The following is a 17,740-nucleotide window of genomic DNA, read 5'->3' on the forward strand; positions in this document are numbered from 1 at the left end:
CGAATCAAGCCGATGAAGACCTGGGAGAAGAGGTTCTCCGATGCTTGGATGTACGTTTTTGAGGCGCAACTGTTTTGTCAAGCCGGCCCAGGTCGCGGGTTGTGGGTGACATTTTTCGGACGGCCGCTTGCCCAAAGGCTCAAGATCGTCCACACTCACTTATCCATGTGGCTCCGGCTGTTATCTGTACGTCGTACCCGCTGCTTTTGCGGTGTCGGTTGCCTGTCGGTTTTTCCCTCCCAACTCTCAACTCACTAACATGCGCACGTTTGTTTCTTGGTGGTCGCTGGTTTCCAGGATGTCACTCATTTTAGGGGGAGCTCTGCTGGGGTCCAGTTCGGGGCTGGCTCAGCAAAACCTGACCAACCTCTTCGTCATTGAGGCGGAAGACTTCAATTATGCCCGGGGCCAGACATTGGCGGTCGCGAACCAGATGCCGTATTTGGGCGGCGCGTTCGCCGGTTTGAACACGGCGGTAATCTCCGTCGATTACAACCGGACGGCGGATGCGAGCAGCCCGCTGTACCGCAACGACTCACGCATCCCCATCCTAGCCAGCACGGATCGGGACCGCGAGGCGTGGACGATGACGACCAATTTTCGGCTTGGGGCTTTGAAAGGAAACGAGTGGTTCAACTACACGCGCAACCTGCCAGTCGGGCGCTATTTGGTTTACGCCGCGATGTCGCACGGGGACACCGGGCCGGACCTCTGCCAGGGCGTGTTTTCGACCATTACTTCGATTGCTGCCACCAACACGAGCCAGACCACCTCTCGCAAGGGAACGTTTAAGGGGCCGGGCACGGGCAGTTACGAAACCAACCGATTGGTCATTCTGCGCGATACCGCCAACCGGGTAGTTATTTTAGACCTCGGCGGCAGCAACCAAACCTTTCGGTACACCGCCACGAGTGGGTTCCTGGACTATCTCAAGCTGGTGCGTGCTCGTCCGCCGGTGGTTGGAGTGCAGCCTGCGGATGTGACCGTGACTGAGAACCGGGCGGCGACCTTCTCGCTCGCGATCGGCTCCGATGATCCGGCCGCTATCCAGTGGCAGACCAACGGTGTTAATGTGTTGCGAGGCACCAACACCGTGCTCAGTTTCGTGCCCAGCTTGGGTATGGACGGCACCCGCGTGCGTTGCGTCCTTACCAACGTGATTGGCACGACTTTGAGCGCAGAGGTGACTTTGCACGTAGTGCCCGACACCGGTAAACCCTCGGCCATCCGGGCGCTGAGCTTGGGATCTGACAAGGTTCGGCTGTTCTTTGATGAGGCGGTTTTTCCTCCCGTCGGCGCGGCGGCCGGGTTCTTTTCGCTCTCCGGGGGAATCGGCGTGACGGCCGCTGAAGCGGGAGCGGATCCGACAACCATCGATCTCACGCTGAGCAGCCCGTTGACCTTCGATCAGAGCTACACCGTGACGCTCTCGGGGGTTCGTGATATTGCGGCGACCCCGAACACGATTCTCGAGGGGACCCAGATCAGCTTCGTGGCGGTTCAGTTGGTTGCCACCGATATTGGACGGCCCACCGCGATCGGCACGTTGAACCGAATTCCGGGGGGCTTCGCCGTCTCGGGTGCGGGCAGCGATATCGGAGGCAGCAGCGACCAGTTTGGTTTTAGCTGGGAGCCGCGCTCCGGTGACTTTGACCTGCAGGGGCGCATCGCCAAGGCCACTATCACCGATGCGTTTCTTCATGTCGGCTTGATGGCGCGCGAGACCTTGGCGACGAATTCGGTCTTCGCCGCCGCGTTGGCCTCCTCCGCCCAGCTGGGTTGTTTCTTCGAGGTTCGGAAAACCACGGGGACCGCCACCACCGTCAGTTCCGCGGGCACTGGCATGCCGGTGAACTATCCCTACACCTGGCTTCGATTGCGCCGCTCGGGAAATCTGTTCAGCGGGTATGCGAGTCTGGACGGCCAGTCTTGGGTGCTCTTGGGAACCAATAGTTTCACCACGATTTCGAATACAGTGCTGGTGGGGCTAGCCCTTTCGAGTCAATCGAGTTCGGCGGCCAGCGAGGCGGAGCTGCGCGACTACGGCAACACAGTGAGCACCAAGGTCGTCACGGAGTTGCCCAAAGTCGAACGTTTGGGACCGTCCAGCCGACGCACGGGGCTGGTGTTCTCGGAAATTATGTATCATCCGAGGTCTTCGGGAGCAGGGGCGCCTAATCTGGAGTTTATTGAGATCTATAACGCGGGGTCCATTTTCGAGGAGCTCACAGGATTCGAAATCACGGGAGGTATTCAATATCAGTTTCCGGCCGGCTATCGGCTTGAGGCAGGTGCCTTCCTGGTGATCGCGGCCGATCCGAGCGCTGTTCAAAACGCTTATGGCTTGGCAAATGTGCTCGGACCGTGGACTGGTTCTCTCAACAACTCCGGCGACTCCGTTCAACTCAAGGACGCTCGGGGCGCCCTGAAGCTGCAGGTAGATTATGCGACGGTGGCTCCCTGGCCGGTTGGTGCGGATGGTGCTGGTCCCTCGCTGGTTCTGCGTCGACCCAGCTATGGCGAGGCAGATCCCCGAGCCTGGGCCTCCAGCGAGATGAATGGAGGGACGCCGGGCCAGATGGAGGCAATCCTGCCCTCGGCTTTGACCTCGATCGTCATCAATGAATTCTTGGCGCACGAGTCGGTCGGACAAGTGGACTTTGTTGAACTTTACAACCACAGCACCGCAGCGGTGGACCTGTCTGGGTGCTACCTCTCGGACGATCCGACCACAAACAAGTTCAAGATTGCGGCCGGGACCTCGCTGGCCGCGCGCGGGTTGATGTCATTTGACAGCGCGCAGTTGGGCTTCGGACTGAATTCGGTCGGGGAGTCTATTTATCTGATCGATTCGACGGGGACGCGGGTGATTGATGCCGTTCGCTTCGGTCCCCAGGAAAAAGGGGTGAGTCACGGGCGAGTTCCCGATGGCGCGACGGTCATCCGTCCCTTGGCAACGGCCACGCCGGGTGCTTCGAACTCGGGATGGAAACCCGAAGCGGTCGTGATCAACGAGATCATGTACAACCCGATTACCCAGGATAGCAACGACGAGTATGTCGAGCTGCACAATCGGGGCACCACGCCCGTCGACTTGGCGGGCTGGAGTTTTACATCGGGCATTGAATACACCATCCCGACGGGCCGCATTCTGGCCCCCGGTGGGTATCTAGTGATTGCCAAAAATTCCGCCCGGTTGCTCTCGAAATATGGACACCTGTCCGCAGCCAACACCGCGGGCGACTATTCGGGCACGCTTGGGAACGGAGGAGACTCCGTGGTTTTGAGCAAGCCTCAGACCTTCGATGTGGGGACCCCACAAAACCCGGCGACGGTGACCCTGCCCGTGGTTGTGTCGGAAGTGACCTATGGGACGGGAGGCCGCTGGGGCAAGTGGGCTGATGGGGGCGGTTCCAGTTTGGAGCTGATCGACCCACGGGCCGACCTTCAGCAGGCTGCCAGCTGGGCTGACTCGGACGAGACCACGAAAGCGGATTGGACCACGCTCGATTTCACGGGTGTTCTCGACAACGGCAACGGAACCTACACTCCCAACCGACTTTTGATCCTACTCCAGGGGGCAGGGGAGTGTCAGGTGGACGATGTGGAAGTAATCAAGGTGGGGAGCACCAATCTCCTGGTCAACGGTTCCTTCGAGGCGACGAACACGACGCAGCGGTGGGAGATGACCGGAACGCACGGCCTCAGCACCATCGACACGAACAACGGCATCGGCGGGAGCCGGAGCCTGCACATTCGGGCGCAGGGCGATGGGGATACGGGCATCAACAGCGTTCGCCGCGCCTTGGCGAATGGTCTGGCCAGCGGAAACACGGGGCGCATCAAGGCCAAGGTTCGCTGGATGGCGGGCTGGCCGGAGATCTTACTAAGGCTCCAGGGCAACTGGCTCGAGCTGGCTGGTAAGATGGACGTCCCTCCCAACCTTGGCTCGCCGGGACAGTTGAACAGCCGTCGGGTGGACAACGCTGGGCCTGCCATCTACCACGTGAGCCATTCTCCCGCATTGCCGCGGGCGAGCGAGCCGGTGGTGGTGACTTGCCGGGTTTCCGATCCCGATGGAGTGGGCGCGGTGACTGTGCGATACCGTTTCGACTCCACGCAGACTCTGACCAACGTCGTCATGCTGGACGACGGAACCGGGGGCGATGAAGTGGCTGGAGACGGGGTTTACTCGGGCACGGTCCCGGGTCGCGCTTCGGGCATCATGGCGTTCCGAGTGGAGGCTCTGGATGCAGCGGCCGTTCCGGCAGGGACAGTTTTCCCGGCTGGTGCCCCCGCCCAGGAATGCCTGGTCCGCTTCAATGACGGCATTCCCTTCGGAAGCTTCGGCCACTACCACCTGTGGAGCACGGCCGCGACCGAGAGCGCTCGGGGAGCTTCCACCGCGTTGAACAACTTTTATCGCGATGCGACGCTGGTTTATGGGAACGGACGCATCATCTACAACGTCGGTTTCCGGGACAAGGGCAGCCCTTACCACAGTGGGACTGGGGACTTCGCCATCACGGTTCCGGCCGATGATCTGTTGCTGGGTGTTCGCGATCGTGTTTTCGGAGCGACGGGCAATGGCGGAGCAGAAGCCAGTGGCCTGCGCGGCCGGGTCGCCAACTGGTTCAGTCGCGAGTTGGGCCTGTCCTACCTGCATGCGCATTACATTTTGTTCTACCGGAACGGGACCCTCCATCAGTCCATCTCCGAGGACGCCGAGCAGCCGAGCAATCCCTATGCGGAGGCTTGGTACCCCTCGGGCGAGGTGGGTGAGTTGTTCAAGATTGCGGTGTGGTTTGAGGACAACAGCACCAGCGGGGCCACCGGGGCTACCATGGAGCAGTTCCGTACCACCGGTGGCGTCTTTGACCTCGCGCGGTACCGGTGGAACTGGCAGCTGCGGGCCAACGACAGCGCCAACAACTACACCAACTTCTTCAAGCTGGTAGAAGCGATCAACGCGTCGGGCGATCACGTGCCCGGACTGATGAATATTGCCGACATGGAAGAGTGGATGCGCGTCTTCGCTTACCACCGCATGATGGGTAATTGGGATTCCTGGACCTTCAACGTTGGGCAGAACATGTATCTCTACCGTCAGCCAGGCGCTAAATGGGTGCTGCTGCCGTGGGACATCGACTTTGTGCTCGGGTTGGGCAATGGGCCGACGGACGCGCTGTGGGGCGGACAAGACCCGGTTATGAACACCCGGGTCTATGACAATCCCACCTTCCGCCGCATGCTGTATCGGGCGTTCTTGGATGGGATCTCGGGCCCTATGCAGCCTTCGCGCTACGCGCCACAGATCGATTCTCGGCGAATCATTCTGAGCAAGAACAAGATCAGCGGCCTGGCCGGGACCGCGGATATTGGGCAGTACATCGACCAACGTCGGGAGTATCTGCGAGCGCAGGTGGCCGCCGCGAACGTGATCGGGCTATCCATTACCAACAACGGAGGTAACAACTTTGTCTCGGCCAACTCCGTGGCGACGATTACCGGCCGCGCTCCTTTTGAAGTGGCCACGATCGAAGTCAACGGGATTCCCTATCCGGTCAAATGGACCGGCTTCACCAGTTACTCCATCAGCGTTCCGCTGGCCAACGGGGCCAACGTGCTCACCTTGGTCGGCAAGGACCTTCGGGGGAATGTGGTATCCGGTGGCAGCGACGTCATCACCGTCACCTACAACGGTGTTCCGCAGCAGCCCAGCGACTTTGTGGTGATTAATGAGATCCACTACAATCCAACCAGCCCTAGGGGTTCATTTGTCGAACTCTTCAACCGCTCCACCACGACCCCCTTTGATCTTTCCGGGTATCGCCTGGATGGATTGAGCTACGTGTTCCCGGCGGGCAGCCTTATCTCCCCCTCGAGCTATATGATTCTCGCGAAGAGCCGCGCTGACTTTGCTCTGGCTTACGGCTCCGGGATTACCGTCTGGGACGAGTTCGCTGGTTCGCTGGATTCCGGCGGGGAGCGTCTGAGCCTGGTCAAGCCGGGTGAGACTCCGGATAACGACCTGGTGATCAATGATGTTCGGTATGACAATGTGCTGCCTTGGCCCGTTCAGGCGGATGGGTTCGGACCTTCTCTGCAACTCGTCGATGCGACCAAGGACACCTACCGTGTCGCCAACTGGGCGGCGACCGCTACCAACGATCTGAATCGAGTCACCCCAGGGCGGACCAATCTCGTGCGTCAGACCCTCCCCGCGTTCCCGCTCGTGTGGATCAACGAGATTTTGCCGAACAACGTGAATGGGGCCACGGACAATGCCGGCGATCGGGAGCCCTTCGTTGAACTCTACAACTCCGGCGATGTGGCGGTTGACTTGTCGAGTTTGTATCTCACCGACAGCACGACGAACTTGACGCGATGGCCGTTCCCGGCGGGAACGACGATTGCCCCCAAGCAGTTCCTGACTCTCTGGACGGATGGCGAGCCCAACGAGACCGCGGCGGGGGCGCTGCACACACCGTTCCGGATTTCGCCCACCAACGGGTTTGTGGCACTGGTGCGCCTCCAGGGTAATCCGTCGGCTCCGGCGGTCATCGACTACATTCACTATCCGGTCCTTCCTAACGACCGGAGCTATGGAAGTTTTCCGGATGGGGAGCCGCGCAATCGGCGGTCCTTCTTCTACGTCACCCAGGGAGGAACCAACAACCCCGTCTATCCGGATGTGAACATCACGCTCAACGAGGTGATGGCCTCGAATCAAAAGACCCTTGCAGATCCTGCTACGGGCAGGTTCAGCGACTGGTTTGAGATTTACAATGGTGGCACCTCGACCGTGGACTTGGCTGGGTATCGGCTGACGGACAACCTGACCAACTCCAACCCATTCACTATCCCGGCTGGCTACGCCATTCCCGCCGGGGGCTTCTTGCTGGTCTGGGCCGATGGGGATCCCAGCCTGAACCAGGCGGCGCGTCCCGATCTGCATGTGGACTTCCAGCTTTCGGCAGGAGGCGAGGAATTGGCGTTGATCGCTCCTGATGATCGATTGGTAGATGGCTTCCGATTTCCGGCCCAGGTTACCGACTACAGTATCGGTCGATTCCCAGACGGTGGTCCGTTGCCTATGGTCTACATGCCGGCTCCGACCCCGCGCAAGAAGAACGACGCGACGAATGCCAACTACCCACCGACCTTGGGTGCCGTTTCTTCGAAAGAAGTGGACGAGCAGACTCTGCTGGCATTCACCGTGCAAGCGACGGATCCGAATGTCACCCAACAACTCAGCTACCGGTTGATCAACAACCCTCCGGCGGGTGCCGCCATCGATGCCACGACGGGTCGATTCACCTGGACCCCCACTGAGGAGCAGGGCCCGGGCAACTTCTTGGTCACGATTGAGGCTGCTGACAACGGGACTCCTTCGTTGGCAGCGACCGTGGAGGTGGCTATCCAAGTTCTGGAGGTGAATACCATCCCTGGACTGGTTGCTATTCCTAGTCAGACCGTGGTGGCCGGATTGCCTCTTCGTTTCACGGCGGTGTCGACGGATTCCGATGTGCCGGAGCAGATCGTGACCTTCGCACTGGCCGGTGGTAGCCCGCTGGGGGCAGGTATCAATCCGGACACTGGCGACTTCAACTGGACGCCTTCGGCCGAACAGATTGGCGAATACACCATGACGATAGTGGTCACCGATCAGGGCGTGCCGCCTCTGTCTCGAAGCGTGAACGTGTCGATCACGGTCAAAGCCCCGGAAGTGGTAGTTCCGCCGCAGCTGAGTGTTGCAACCGCGGAGGATGGTTCGCTCACCCTGTCTTTTGGTGCGGAGAATGGAATTCGCTACCAAGTTCAGTACAGGGATCGACTCGACGAAGCCGCCTGGGCACCTTTTGCTGAGGTGCTGGGTGTCGGAGCCCAGGCTACCTTGAGCGGGATCGATCCTCGTGATGAACCGGAGCGTTACTACCGGGTGGTCGTCCAACCATAAAGAGGGGAAGTCTCTCTGACGAACGGGTGCTGGTCTTTAGCGAGCCGGCCGCTGGACTTAGACTAGTCGTTCTGCGGGTTGTCCACGTGGGGGCTATTCCTCCCTACCTTGGTGACGATTCGGGGTAGGGAGAGACTTGACCACGAAGCGGTCCGATGAGGTTTATAGTTCTGATTTCCGCTCGAGCCCTGATCGGCCCGAGGTGATCGAACCTGTTAGGAGCTGCGTCGGGGAGAGCCAGGGTGTTGACGATCGCCTCTCGGCCCTCGCTGGGTGGCCCCTTTTATTATCCTGAGCCTGGGGCAGGAGTGGGCTCGACAGAGTCTCGCCCTACCTGACTGACGACTCACAACAGCCGTCCCATCGCGCCGGCGGTGGTTGCTGCTAGGCGAGGATCCCTTTGACCAGCTCCCCGTGCACATCGGTTAGGCGGAAATGCCGGCCCTGGAACTTGAAGGTGAGTTTCTCGTGGTCGAGCCCGAGGCAGTGAAGCATCGTGGCGTTGAAATCGTGGATGTGGACCGGGTCTTGCACGATGTTGTAGCAGAAGTCGTCGGTCTGTCCGTAGACCACACCTGACTTGATTCCGCCGCCAGCCATCCACAAGGTGAAGCATCTTCCATGATGGTCACGTCCGTGATTATCCTTGGTAAGCGACCCTTGGCTGTAAACCGTTCGGCCGAACTCCCCGCCCCAGATGACCAGCGTGTCCTCGAGTAGGCCGCGATCCTTAAGGTCCTTAACCAAGGCGGCGCTGGGCTGATCGACGTCGCGGCATTGGCCCCGAATTTGACGAGGCAGATCACCGTGCTGGTCCCACCCCCGATGCATGAGTTGCACAAAGCGGACTCCGCGTTCGACCATTCGACGCGCCAGCAAACAGTTGCGGGCGAACCCGCCATCGGTAGCGCCTTCCTTGATCCCATAGGATTCAAGCACGTGCTTGGGTTCCCCGGAAAGATCGGTCAGCTCGGGCACCGATGCCTGCATCCGGTAGGCCATCTCGTATTGGGCGATCCGGGCATTGATCTCGGGGTCCCCGAAGCTCTGGGCGGCCATGGCGTTGAGCTGACCAACGCTGTCGAGCATGCTGCGTCGGGACTCCTTGTTCAGTCCGGGTGGGTTGCTCAGATAGAGCACCGGGTCGGATCCTGAACGAAAACGGACACCTTGGTGTTGCCCCGGCAGGAACCCGTTGCCCCAGTAGCGCGTGGAGAGAGGCTGGTCTGTCTTGTTGCCGCTGCCTTGGGAGACCATCACGATGAAGGCTGGCATCTGCTGGTTCTCGCTGCCGATGCCGTAGCTGAGCCAGGCACCCAAACTCGGGCGTCCGGCTTGCTGATGGCCCGTCTGAATGTAGGTGACTGCCGGATCATGGTTGATCGCCTCGGTATGCATGGACTTGATCAGGCAGATGTCGTCCACGATTTTGCCAGTGTGAGGCAGCAACTCACTGACCCAGGTTCCGTTCTTGCCGTATTGCTGGAACGAGAACATGGGAGCCACGCAGGGGAAAGAGCTTTGACCGGAGGTCATACCGGTCAGGCGCTGTCCCATCCGGATTGATCCGGGCAACTCTTTGCCATGATGAGCCTTCAGGCCCGGCTTGTAGTCGAAGAGATCGATATGCGATGGCCCACCCGACATGAACAAATAGATCACGCGCTTCGCCTTGGGAGCGAAATGCAGTCCTGGGAGCACTCCATGGCTGGCGGAGGGTTGTCCGGTGGCGGCGAAGACTTGGGGGTTCAGCAGAGAGGCGAGTCCGAGCGTTCCGATTCCTCCGCTCAAGCGCCCGAAAAAATGGCGGCGAGTCAGGAGCGATTGCAGTTCGTAGTGCGGATTCATAGGTCAGCCCTTGGTAATAGTTTCGTCCAGGTTGAGGATCGCGTTGGTGACCAGAGTCCAAGCGGCCAGCTCGGCCGGATCGAGCCCGGGTCGGGTGGGGGATTCACCCACGCCTAGCAATTCCTCAGCAGCCTTGCGGTTCGAACGGTAGCGCTGGAATTGCTCGTCAAACAATCTGCTCAGCACCTTTTTCTCGGCGTCGGTCGGCAGGCGTGAGAGCGCGATTCGATAAGCGAGATTGATTCGCGCGTTTGGATCCGAAGCCTCCACCATCAGTCGTTCCGCGAATTTTCGGGATGCTTCCACGTAGGTGGGGTCGTTCATCAACAGCAACGCTTGCAGGGGGGTGTTGGTGCGTTGCCTACGAACAACGCAGGTTTGCCGATCAGGAGCATCGAGGGTTCCGAGAGCGCTGGGCGGAGATGTGCGCTTCCAGAAGGTGTACATACTGCGGCGGTAGAGGTCTGGGCCCTTGCTCTGGACGTATTTCTGAGCGGTGAACCGGTCGTTGTCCTCGCGCGCCATGAGTTCCTCCCAGAGCCCCGGAGGCTGGTAGGGAAACACGCTGGCTCCCCCAATTTGTGGATTCAGCAAACCGCTGATCGCCAGCGCCTGGTCACGAATCGACTCGGCGGGCAGGCGGAGACGCGGCCCGCGGGTGATCCACTTATTTTCGGGATCCAGCTCCAGGGCCTCGGGGGAGACGGTGGAACGTTGGCGGTAGGCGGCACTGGTGACGATCAGGCGCTGCATCGATTTCACATTCCATCCGCTGGCGACAAACTCGGTGGCCAGCCAGTCCAATAGCTCGGGGTGCGTAGGCCAGTCTGCCTGGGACCCGAAGTTCTCCGAGCTCCGGACCAGCCCCATGCCAAAGTAGGCCTGCCAAAAGCGGTTCACGACCACTCGAGCCGTCAGGGGCTGCTCGGGCGCGACGAGCCACTTGGCCAAGCCCAGGCGGTTCGAAGGCAGACCCTCGGCCAGCGGTGGCAGGGCTCCGGGGGTTCCGGCCTCCACCTTCTCTCCCTTCTTGTCGTATTCACCGCGCATGAGCATGAAGGTCTCGCGTGGCTTCTCGAGTTCGCCCATGACCATGGTATCGGGAATCGACTTGTCGAATTTTTCCCGCTCCGCCTTGGCTGCCGCGACGGCGTCCTTGGCCTGTACCCAATGGGGGGCATGATAGAGCTTATAAAATGCGGCTAGATGCTGTTGTTGATGAGCCGAACGCTTGTCCGGTTCGAGCTGGGCGATCTGGCGAGTGACGCCGGAGGCAAGCTCGCCCGCCTCCTGCGTAGAGAGCTGGCGGTCGTAGATCCGGATATCGCTGATGGCTCCTCGATAGGGATGCTCTTCGGCACGCTTTCCGACCAAAAAGGGAGCACGATTGGCGATGCTGCCAGTCAACGTGTCATGGGTCACCTCTACCGCAGTTTCCCGGCCATTGACGAACAGTTTGACTCCCGATGCCTTCCCGGACCCATCGTAGGTTGCCAACACATGTCCCCAGCTGTCCTTGGGCAGAGAGGTTTTGGCGACGACACGCAGCGCGTTGTCCGGCCACGAGTGGATTAAGTGGAGATGGAGGCGGTTGGCACTGAGGAGGAGATCAAATCCTCGGAGCCGGGGCCCGGAATCCATCTTCGAGAATAGGGTGCCGGTGTGCGCTGCCCCAGGCTTAACCCAGGCACCGAATGAAAAGGGTTGGTCTCGCTCCAAGTCCAGAGACTCGGTGGCGCGCAGGTTTCCGGTCTGCTTGCCATCGAATTCGAGGGCTTGTCCGAGCAAAGCGTCGGCCCACTTCGGGGTCCATCCAGTTTCGTCGCCGATCAGGGAGAACGGCTGATCATTCCGGGTTCCGGAGAGTGACGCGTCGAGAGGGAGGCGCAGCCGGGGTTGTGGAAGTGCGCGAGGGGAATCAACATCGCGCACCATCCGCTTCTCCCAAGCTAACTGCTCGGAGGGGAGCGAGGATTCGATGTCCTTCAGCTTGGCCTCGGCGGTCTGGATGGTCGCATCGAATTCCTGCAGCCGCGCCTTTTGCTCGGGACGCATGACCTTGATCACCGGTGCGGCGTTGCCCTGGCTTCCGTCGAGGCCTTTCTCAGCGATGTTGTTGAAGAAGGCATAGAAGCGGTAGTAATCCTTCATCGTGATGGGGTCATACTTGTGATCATGACACTGGGCACAGGCCATCGTAAGCCCCAACCAAACCGTGGACGTGGTGTTGACGCGATCCATGAGGTAGGCGGCGTGATACTCTTCCGGAATGGCTCCCCCCTCATAGTTGATCATGTGATTCCGGTTGAACCCGCTGGCGATTTGCTGATCGAGCGTCGGTTGAGGCAGTAGATCTCCGGCGAGCTGCTCGATGGTGAACTGGTCGAAAGGCTTATTGTCATTGTAGGCCTTGATGACCCAGTCGCGCCAATGGGTCATGTCGCGTCCGGAGTCGATGTGGTAGCCGTGGGTATCGGCATAGCGTGCGGCATCCAGCCACTCTACCGCCATCTTCTCCCCGTAATGAGGCGAGCTCAGCAACCGGTCGACGAGGTGTTCGTAGGCCCGATCAGAAGTGTCGGCTAGGAAGGCATCGACCTCCGCCGGAGTCGGGGGAAGTCCCGTCAGGTCCAGGCTGGCGCGTCGGATGAGCGTTTGTTTGTCGGCTTCCGGTGCGGGTTTAACCCGATGCTCCTCCAGTTTGCTCAGGATGAAGTGATCGATGCCATTCCGTGGCCAAGCGGGATCCGAAACCTGGGGAAGGGGAGTGCGTGATGGACGGATAAAGGCCCAATGCGATTGGTATTCAGCGCCTTCCGTGATCCACCGGGTGAGTAGCTCGACTTGAACGGGAGTCAATGGGTGACCGCTCTTCGGCGGCGGCATTCGATCGTCCATGTCCTGGGTCACGATGCGCTTGATGACCTCGCTCTGGTCAGGTTTTCCGGGCACGATGGCGATGGCGCCGGACTTCAGCGGTTGGGTACCGGAGCTGGGCAGATCCAGCCGTAGGCCGCTCTTGCGTTTGGCGTCGTCTGGGCCATGACAGGCGAAGCAGTGGTCGGACAGGATCGGACGGATGTCACGATTGAAATCCAATCGCGAGGCCGTGGCGGGGACGGCTTGGATAGGCCGGCTCAAGGCACAGGCCAAGAGGCCTAGGACCAGCGCCAGTGCCCCAGAGATCGATCCTGAGCTCTGGAACCGACTTTTCGGGTTATTACGCAGCATCGATTCTATCATAGCGCTTGGGGCAATTTGTGCACGATCTGGACCCGCCAGCCGCGTGGATTATTCATTAATGTCATTTTGGGACTATCGGGGGCCTTCGCAAGTCTGGTTTTATGGCGGACGGCTACTAGAACTTTTTTGCCGCTTTATACCCCTATTCGCTTGCTTTTACCCCGGCTTTTTCATTAAATGAGAACTTAACCAGAATGTCACAGTAACCCACGCACTGTGTGTGGGCGTTCTGGGGTACACGAAGTGTGCCACTAGTACAGAAACAACAACCATGAAACACAACCCTATCCTTTGTCTGGCTCTGGCAGCGGTGCTGAGCCCGGTCATTGTGTCTGCCGACTCCATCGCCGTGGGTAACCACAGCTTTGAAGCTGAACAGCTGTCCTCCGGCGGCTGGAGCGACGCCACTCCCGCCAGCTGGCAGGAAACCAATCCGAATGGCGGAGAAAGCTTCTCCGAATACATCCCTGGTTTCGTCGCCGACGGCGTGAACCATCAAGGCATTCAGAACGGCGGAGCGGTCTGGCAGGACTTGTCCACCAGCCTCTCTCCGAACACCCAGTACACCTTGACGGTGGCGATCGGCAACCGGAACGCTGGCTTCACCCCTCCGGGAAACCAGACGGTTTTCTCGCTCCAGCTCTGGGACGGGACGACTGCGACCACCTTGGCTACCCAAACGTTTGATGCGTCCACCTTGCCGACGAGCACCTTCGCCGACCAATGGACCACCTATACCACGGGTGACACGGTTGCCGCTGGCAACCTCCGCATTCTGTTGACCCATGTCAACGGAACCGGTCGTGGTCACTTCGACAACATCCGCCTCGACTCGCTGACCGTGCCTGAGCCTGGTACGATCGCCTTGTTGGGTCTGGGTGCCGCTGGATTCTTCCTGCGCCGCCGCAAGGCCTGATTCGATTTTGAGGCCTTGAAAAAGGTTCTTCACAATCTGGGGATGGTCCATCGTGCACGATGGGCCATCCCTTTTTTACTGTCTGGATGGCGGCCGCATTCCTGGGCTGTTCCAGCGCTGGTCGGACTTTTTTTGAGTTGGCACGCGTTTCCGGCCTCTGCCGCCAGCGCCTTAGTGCCGGACCCGCGTAAGGACGGATGGGAGAGCGAAGGGCTTACGGATGATGCGGGCAAGCGTCTCAAGCTTTTGGGGAAGATGTTTGAGCATCCTGAGACCGCAGATCAGGATCATTTGAAGGCCGTATTTGTTTCGGGCTTTCAGGCGGTATTGCAGGAGGAGGCTGCTGCGGATCAGACTTACCAGGATGGCGTGTTCGGTGTGAGACGAACATCGAGCGCGACCCGTGAGTTCAAGGGCGAAGACGCGTCCACTCGGTTCGTGCGCGCTTTGGCGGAACCTTTCGCAGCTGCCAAGCCCGGGACCGTGCGCTCCAAGTTCAAGGTTTTTCAGATTTCGCTGGGGGCGACCAACCATTTCGAGACGCGTCAGTACGTCGCCTTGATCGGGGAGTTGGCGAACGGGATGTTGGAGCAGAACAGTACCTGGCTCATCCGGTGGAGACTGGATCCGACGGAGGGCAGTCCCCGGATCGTTTCGGTGCAGCTGCAGGATTTTGAACAGGTTCGAAAGCAAGGTTCGGCGGGTCCCTTACTTAGCGATTGCACCGAGGCGGTCTTTGCTCAAGTGCCATCCTACCGCGACCAGTTGTGCTACAGTGTGCCGCATTGGCGGCATCGCATTGAGGACTACTTCAAGATTTATCAGTTTGGTCACAACGGGCTGGCTTTGGGGGATGTGAACGGTGACGGGCTGGATGATCTTTACGTGTGTCAGAACGGCGGTCTTCCGAATCGACTCTACGTCCAACAGAAGGACGGAACCTTGGCCGATGTCTCAGCTGACTCCGGTGCTGATTTCCTGGACCAAACGCAAAGCGCTTTGCTGGTCGACCTCGACAACGACGGGGACCAGGATCTTCTGGTAGGGTTGACCTCGGGACTTTTGGTGATGTCCAACGATGGCTCGGGCCGGTTCACGAAGCGTCGTTTTCTGACGGGACTGCTCGACGTGTACAGCTTGGCGGTGGCTGATTATGATGCGGACGGTCGGCTGGACATCTATGCCTGTGTTTATTTTGGAGTAGGAGGGGTTGCTTCCGAGTTGGCCATCCCCGTGCCTTATTTCGATGCCAACAACGGCGGGGAGAATCATCTTTATCGGAACGAGGGTGATTGGAATTTCACTGATGTCACCCGTCAAGTGGGACTCAACGAGAACAATCATCGGTTCAGCTTTGCGGCCGCCTGGGATGACTACGACAACGATGGGGATCTGGATCTCTATGTGGCGAACGACTTTGGAAAAAACAATCTGTATCGCAACGAAGGGGGCCGCTTCCGCGATGTGGCTTCCGAGGCTGGGTTGGATCAGGGGGCATTTGGAATGTCCGCCTCCTTTGGAGATATCAACCGTGACGGACTCATGGACATCCACATGGGGGCGATGTTCTCGGGGGCAGGTAGTCGGGTTACTCGGCAGCCCACGTTTAAGCCGGGGGCGTCGGAGGAGGTCAAGGGGCGGTTCCAGCTTATGGCCCGAGGGAATGTGCTGTTCGAGAATTTGGGCAAGGCTGGGTTTCGTGACGTCAGTGTGGATGCGGGGATTACGATGGGTCGTTGGGCTTGGGCCTCGGTTTTTGCCGACCTGAACAACGACGGATGGGAGGATCTGCTGGTTGCGAATGGGTTCGTAACCGGACCGGATCTGGATGATTTGTGAAGTCTTCATTGGCGGCAGGTCGTGTCGCACTCTCCGGTTACCGGAACCGAAATCCGGTCCGCTGCTGTACCCGACTCTGAGTTTCGGGCTCATCTGGCGAAGGTAAACAAGCTGCTCCGGGATGGTTTGTCGATGAGCGGAGAGGAAAGGAACTGTGTCTTTCTCAACACACGTGGAAGACGCTTTGCGACGATCTCGGCGACCAGCGGGTTTGACTTTCCGGACGATGCTCGCGCGATTGCGATGACAGATTGGGACCTGGATGGTGACCTCGATGTTTGGGTCTCAAATCGGACCGCCCCACGAGTTCGCTTTCTGCGCAACGATTTGCCTCCGGCTGCTCAGCGCCGCTTTTTGGGGCTCCGGCTGGAGGGGCGCACGGTGAATCGCGACGCCATTGGTGCGCGCGTGGAATTGAAGTTCAAAGATCGTCCTGATGTCATCCGGACCCTGCGGGCCGGGGAGGGCTTTCTCGGGCAGTCCAGCAAGTGGCTTCATTTTGGAGTGGGAGAAGCGAATGAGTTGGATCGGGTCGTGGTTCGATGGCCTGGAGCGGAGGCGCAGACGTTTTCGGGTTTGGAACTGGATCAATATCATGTATTGGTTCAGGGAGCAGAGCCCAGCAAATCGATGGCGGAATCCGACTCGCGGTCGCCCTTGAGCCGCGGAAAGCGGAAGCCCTTGGAGCCTTCGGTTCCCAAAGTTCCCAAGGCGACTGAGCAGGCCAGTCTCCTGCTGACGGATCGCTTGCCGGTTCCTCCCCTCAGCATTCGTTCCTTTGCGGGAGAAACCCTCTCGTTGAGCAACTCGCTTCGTCGGCCGGTTCTGCTGAATCTGTGGGCGAGTTGGTGTGCCCCTTGCCTGGCTGAGCTTAAGGAGATGACCGCCCATGCGGATGAACTTAAGGCGTTGGATCTCCAAGTCATCGCGGTGGCCTTGGACGGCCAGGATGAATCTCAGACGACCACTCCCGCGGATGCCCAGGCGTTGCTGAAGCAACTCAACTTTCCGTTCCAGGGTGGGATTCCCACCAATGATTTCATCGCGAGGCTCCAATCCCTTTACGATCTGCCGTTCGCTCAGCACCGCCCGATGCCTGTTCCGACCAGCTTCCTCATTGATAGCCAGGGAATGCTCGCTGCGGTTTACCGGGGTCCGGTGACCCTAGAGAAGTTGCGCAGCGACCTTCGTCTACTGGCTGGGTCCCCGAGAACACTGATCGATCAGGTGCTGCCCTTCCCGGGGAGCTGGCATCGCATCCCTCAACCCCGCCCGGATAAGGCGATCTTGATGGCACTTGAGCTGATGAAGGCGGGGGCGCTTGACGACGCGGTTTGGTATGTCCGTCAGCACGTGTCCTCGTTCAGCGGGCATCCGGAGTATCCGAAGTTAATCGCCTGGGCCGGCGGCGAATTGGCGCGGGCCAAACGGATGACGGAATCGGTCTCCATTTATCAAGCCGGGTTAAGTGTGAGCCCGACGAATCTACTCCTGCTAAACAATCTGGCCTGGGACTTAGCGGCTCATCCCGATCCGGCGATGCGCGATGGAGCGAGCGCGGTTGTGTGGGCGGAGAAAGCCGCACAATTGACGAATCGACGCGACGTCACGGTGCTCGACACATTGGGCGCCTCCTACGCTCAGGCGGGGCGCTTTGCAGATGCGGTGGCGGCATTGAAGGACGCGATCGAGCTCGTTAAGATCTCTGGAGATGAGGGGCGACGGATCAAACTGCAGCGAAACCTCGAGTTGTACGAGAGTCGGAAAAGCTTTCGCTAGCAGCAAACACCGCCGACGCGATGGCACGGCTGTTGTGAGATGCGGAAACCTGTTGGCTTCGCGTCGGCGCTGTTTGCTGCTAGGAGGCACTGCGTGCGGGGCGACAAAACCTCGAGGTCTCTGAAGGCCGTGAACCTCCTGAGATCGCTGCCCGA

Annotated in this window: 6 protein-coding genes; 4 read left to right on the top strand and 2 right to left on the bottom strand. The window is 59.6% G+C overall.

Features of this window, described 5'->3' with window-relative positions:
* The first annotated feature begins 298 nt into the window (after window positions 1-298).
* Window positions 299-7,960: a lamin tail domain-containing protein gene (locus JNN07_25850; protein MBL9171182.1), complete on the top strand. Its 7,662-nt coding sequence runs from the start codon at window positions 299-301 to the stop codon at window positions 7,958-7,960.
* A gap of 384 nt (window positions 7,961-8,344) precedes the next feature.
* Here JNN07_25850 and JNN07_25855 read toward each other — a convergent pair whose 3' ends face one another.
* Window positions 8,345-9,808 (bottom strand): DUF1501 domain-containing protein, encoded by a 1,464-nt coding sequence (locus tag JNN07_25855; GenBank protein MBL9171183.1) that lies wholly within the window; start codon window positions 9,806-9,808, stop codon window positions 8,345-8,347.
* Window positions 9,809-9,811: 3 nt separating this feature from the next.
* Window positions 9,812-13,039 (bottom strand): DUF1553 domain-containing protein, encoded by a 3,228-nt coding sequence (locus JNN07_25860; protein MBL9171184.1) that lies wholly within the window; start codon window positions 13,037-13,039, stop codon window positions 9,812-9,814.
* A 283-nt stretch (window positions 13,040-13,322) separates the two neighbouring features.
* On the opposite strand from JNN07_25860, the gene JNN07_25865 reads away from it, so the two are divergent.
* From JNN07_25865 to JNN07_25875, 3 genes are all read left to right on the top strand, one after another.
* Window positions 13,323-13,967, top strand: coding sequence for a PEP-CTERM sorting domain-containing protein (locus JNN07_25865; GenBank protein ID MBL9171185.1), 645 nt, complete (start codon window positions 13,323-13,325; stop codon window positions 13,965-13,967).
* 132 nt (window positions 13,968-14,099) lie between these two features.
* On the top strand, window positions 14,100-15,806 hold the full coding sequence (locus JNN07_25870; GenBank protein MBL9171186.1) for a VCBS repeat-containing protein: 1,707 nt from the start codon (window positions 14,100-14,102) through the stop codon (window positions 15,804-15,806).
* A 21-nt stretch (window positions 15,807-15,827) separates the two neighbouring features.
* Entirely contained in the window at window positions 15,828-17,585 is a 1,758-nt protein-coding gene (locus JNN07_25875; GenBank protein ID MBL9171187.1) for an ASPIC/UnbV domain-containing protein, read from the top strand.
* Window positions 17,586-17,740 lie beyond the last annotated feature (155 nt).

The organism is Verrucomicrobiales bacterium (assembly GCA_016793885.1).
Taxonomy (GTDB): domain Bacteria; phylum Verrucomicrobiota; class Verrucomicrobiia; order Limisphaerales; family UBA11320; genus UBA11320.

Coding starts and splice junctions, on each gene's coding strand:
- JNN07_25850 (MBL9171182.1), top strand. CDS start 299: ATGTCACTCATTTTAGGGGGAGCTCTGCTGGGGTCCAGTTCGGGGCTG.
- JNN07_25855 (MBL9171183.1), bottom strand. CDS start 9,808: ATGAATCCGCACTACGAACTGCAATCGCTCCTGACTCGCCGCCATTTT.
- JNN07_25860 (MBL9171184.1), bottom strand. CDS start 13,039: ATGCTGCGTAATAACCCGAAAAGTCGGTTCCAGAGCTCAGGATCGATC.
- JNN07_25865 (MBL9171185.1), top strand. CDS start 13,323: ATGAAACACAACCCTATCCTTTGTCTGGCTCTGGCAGCGGTGCTGAGC.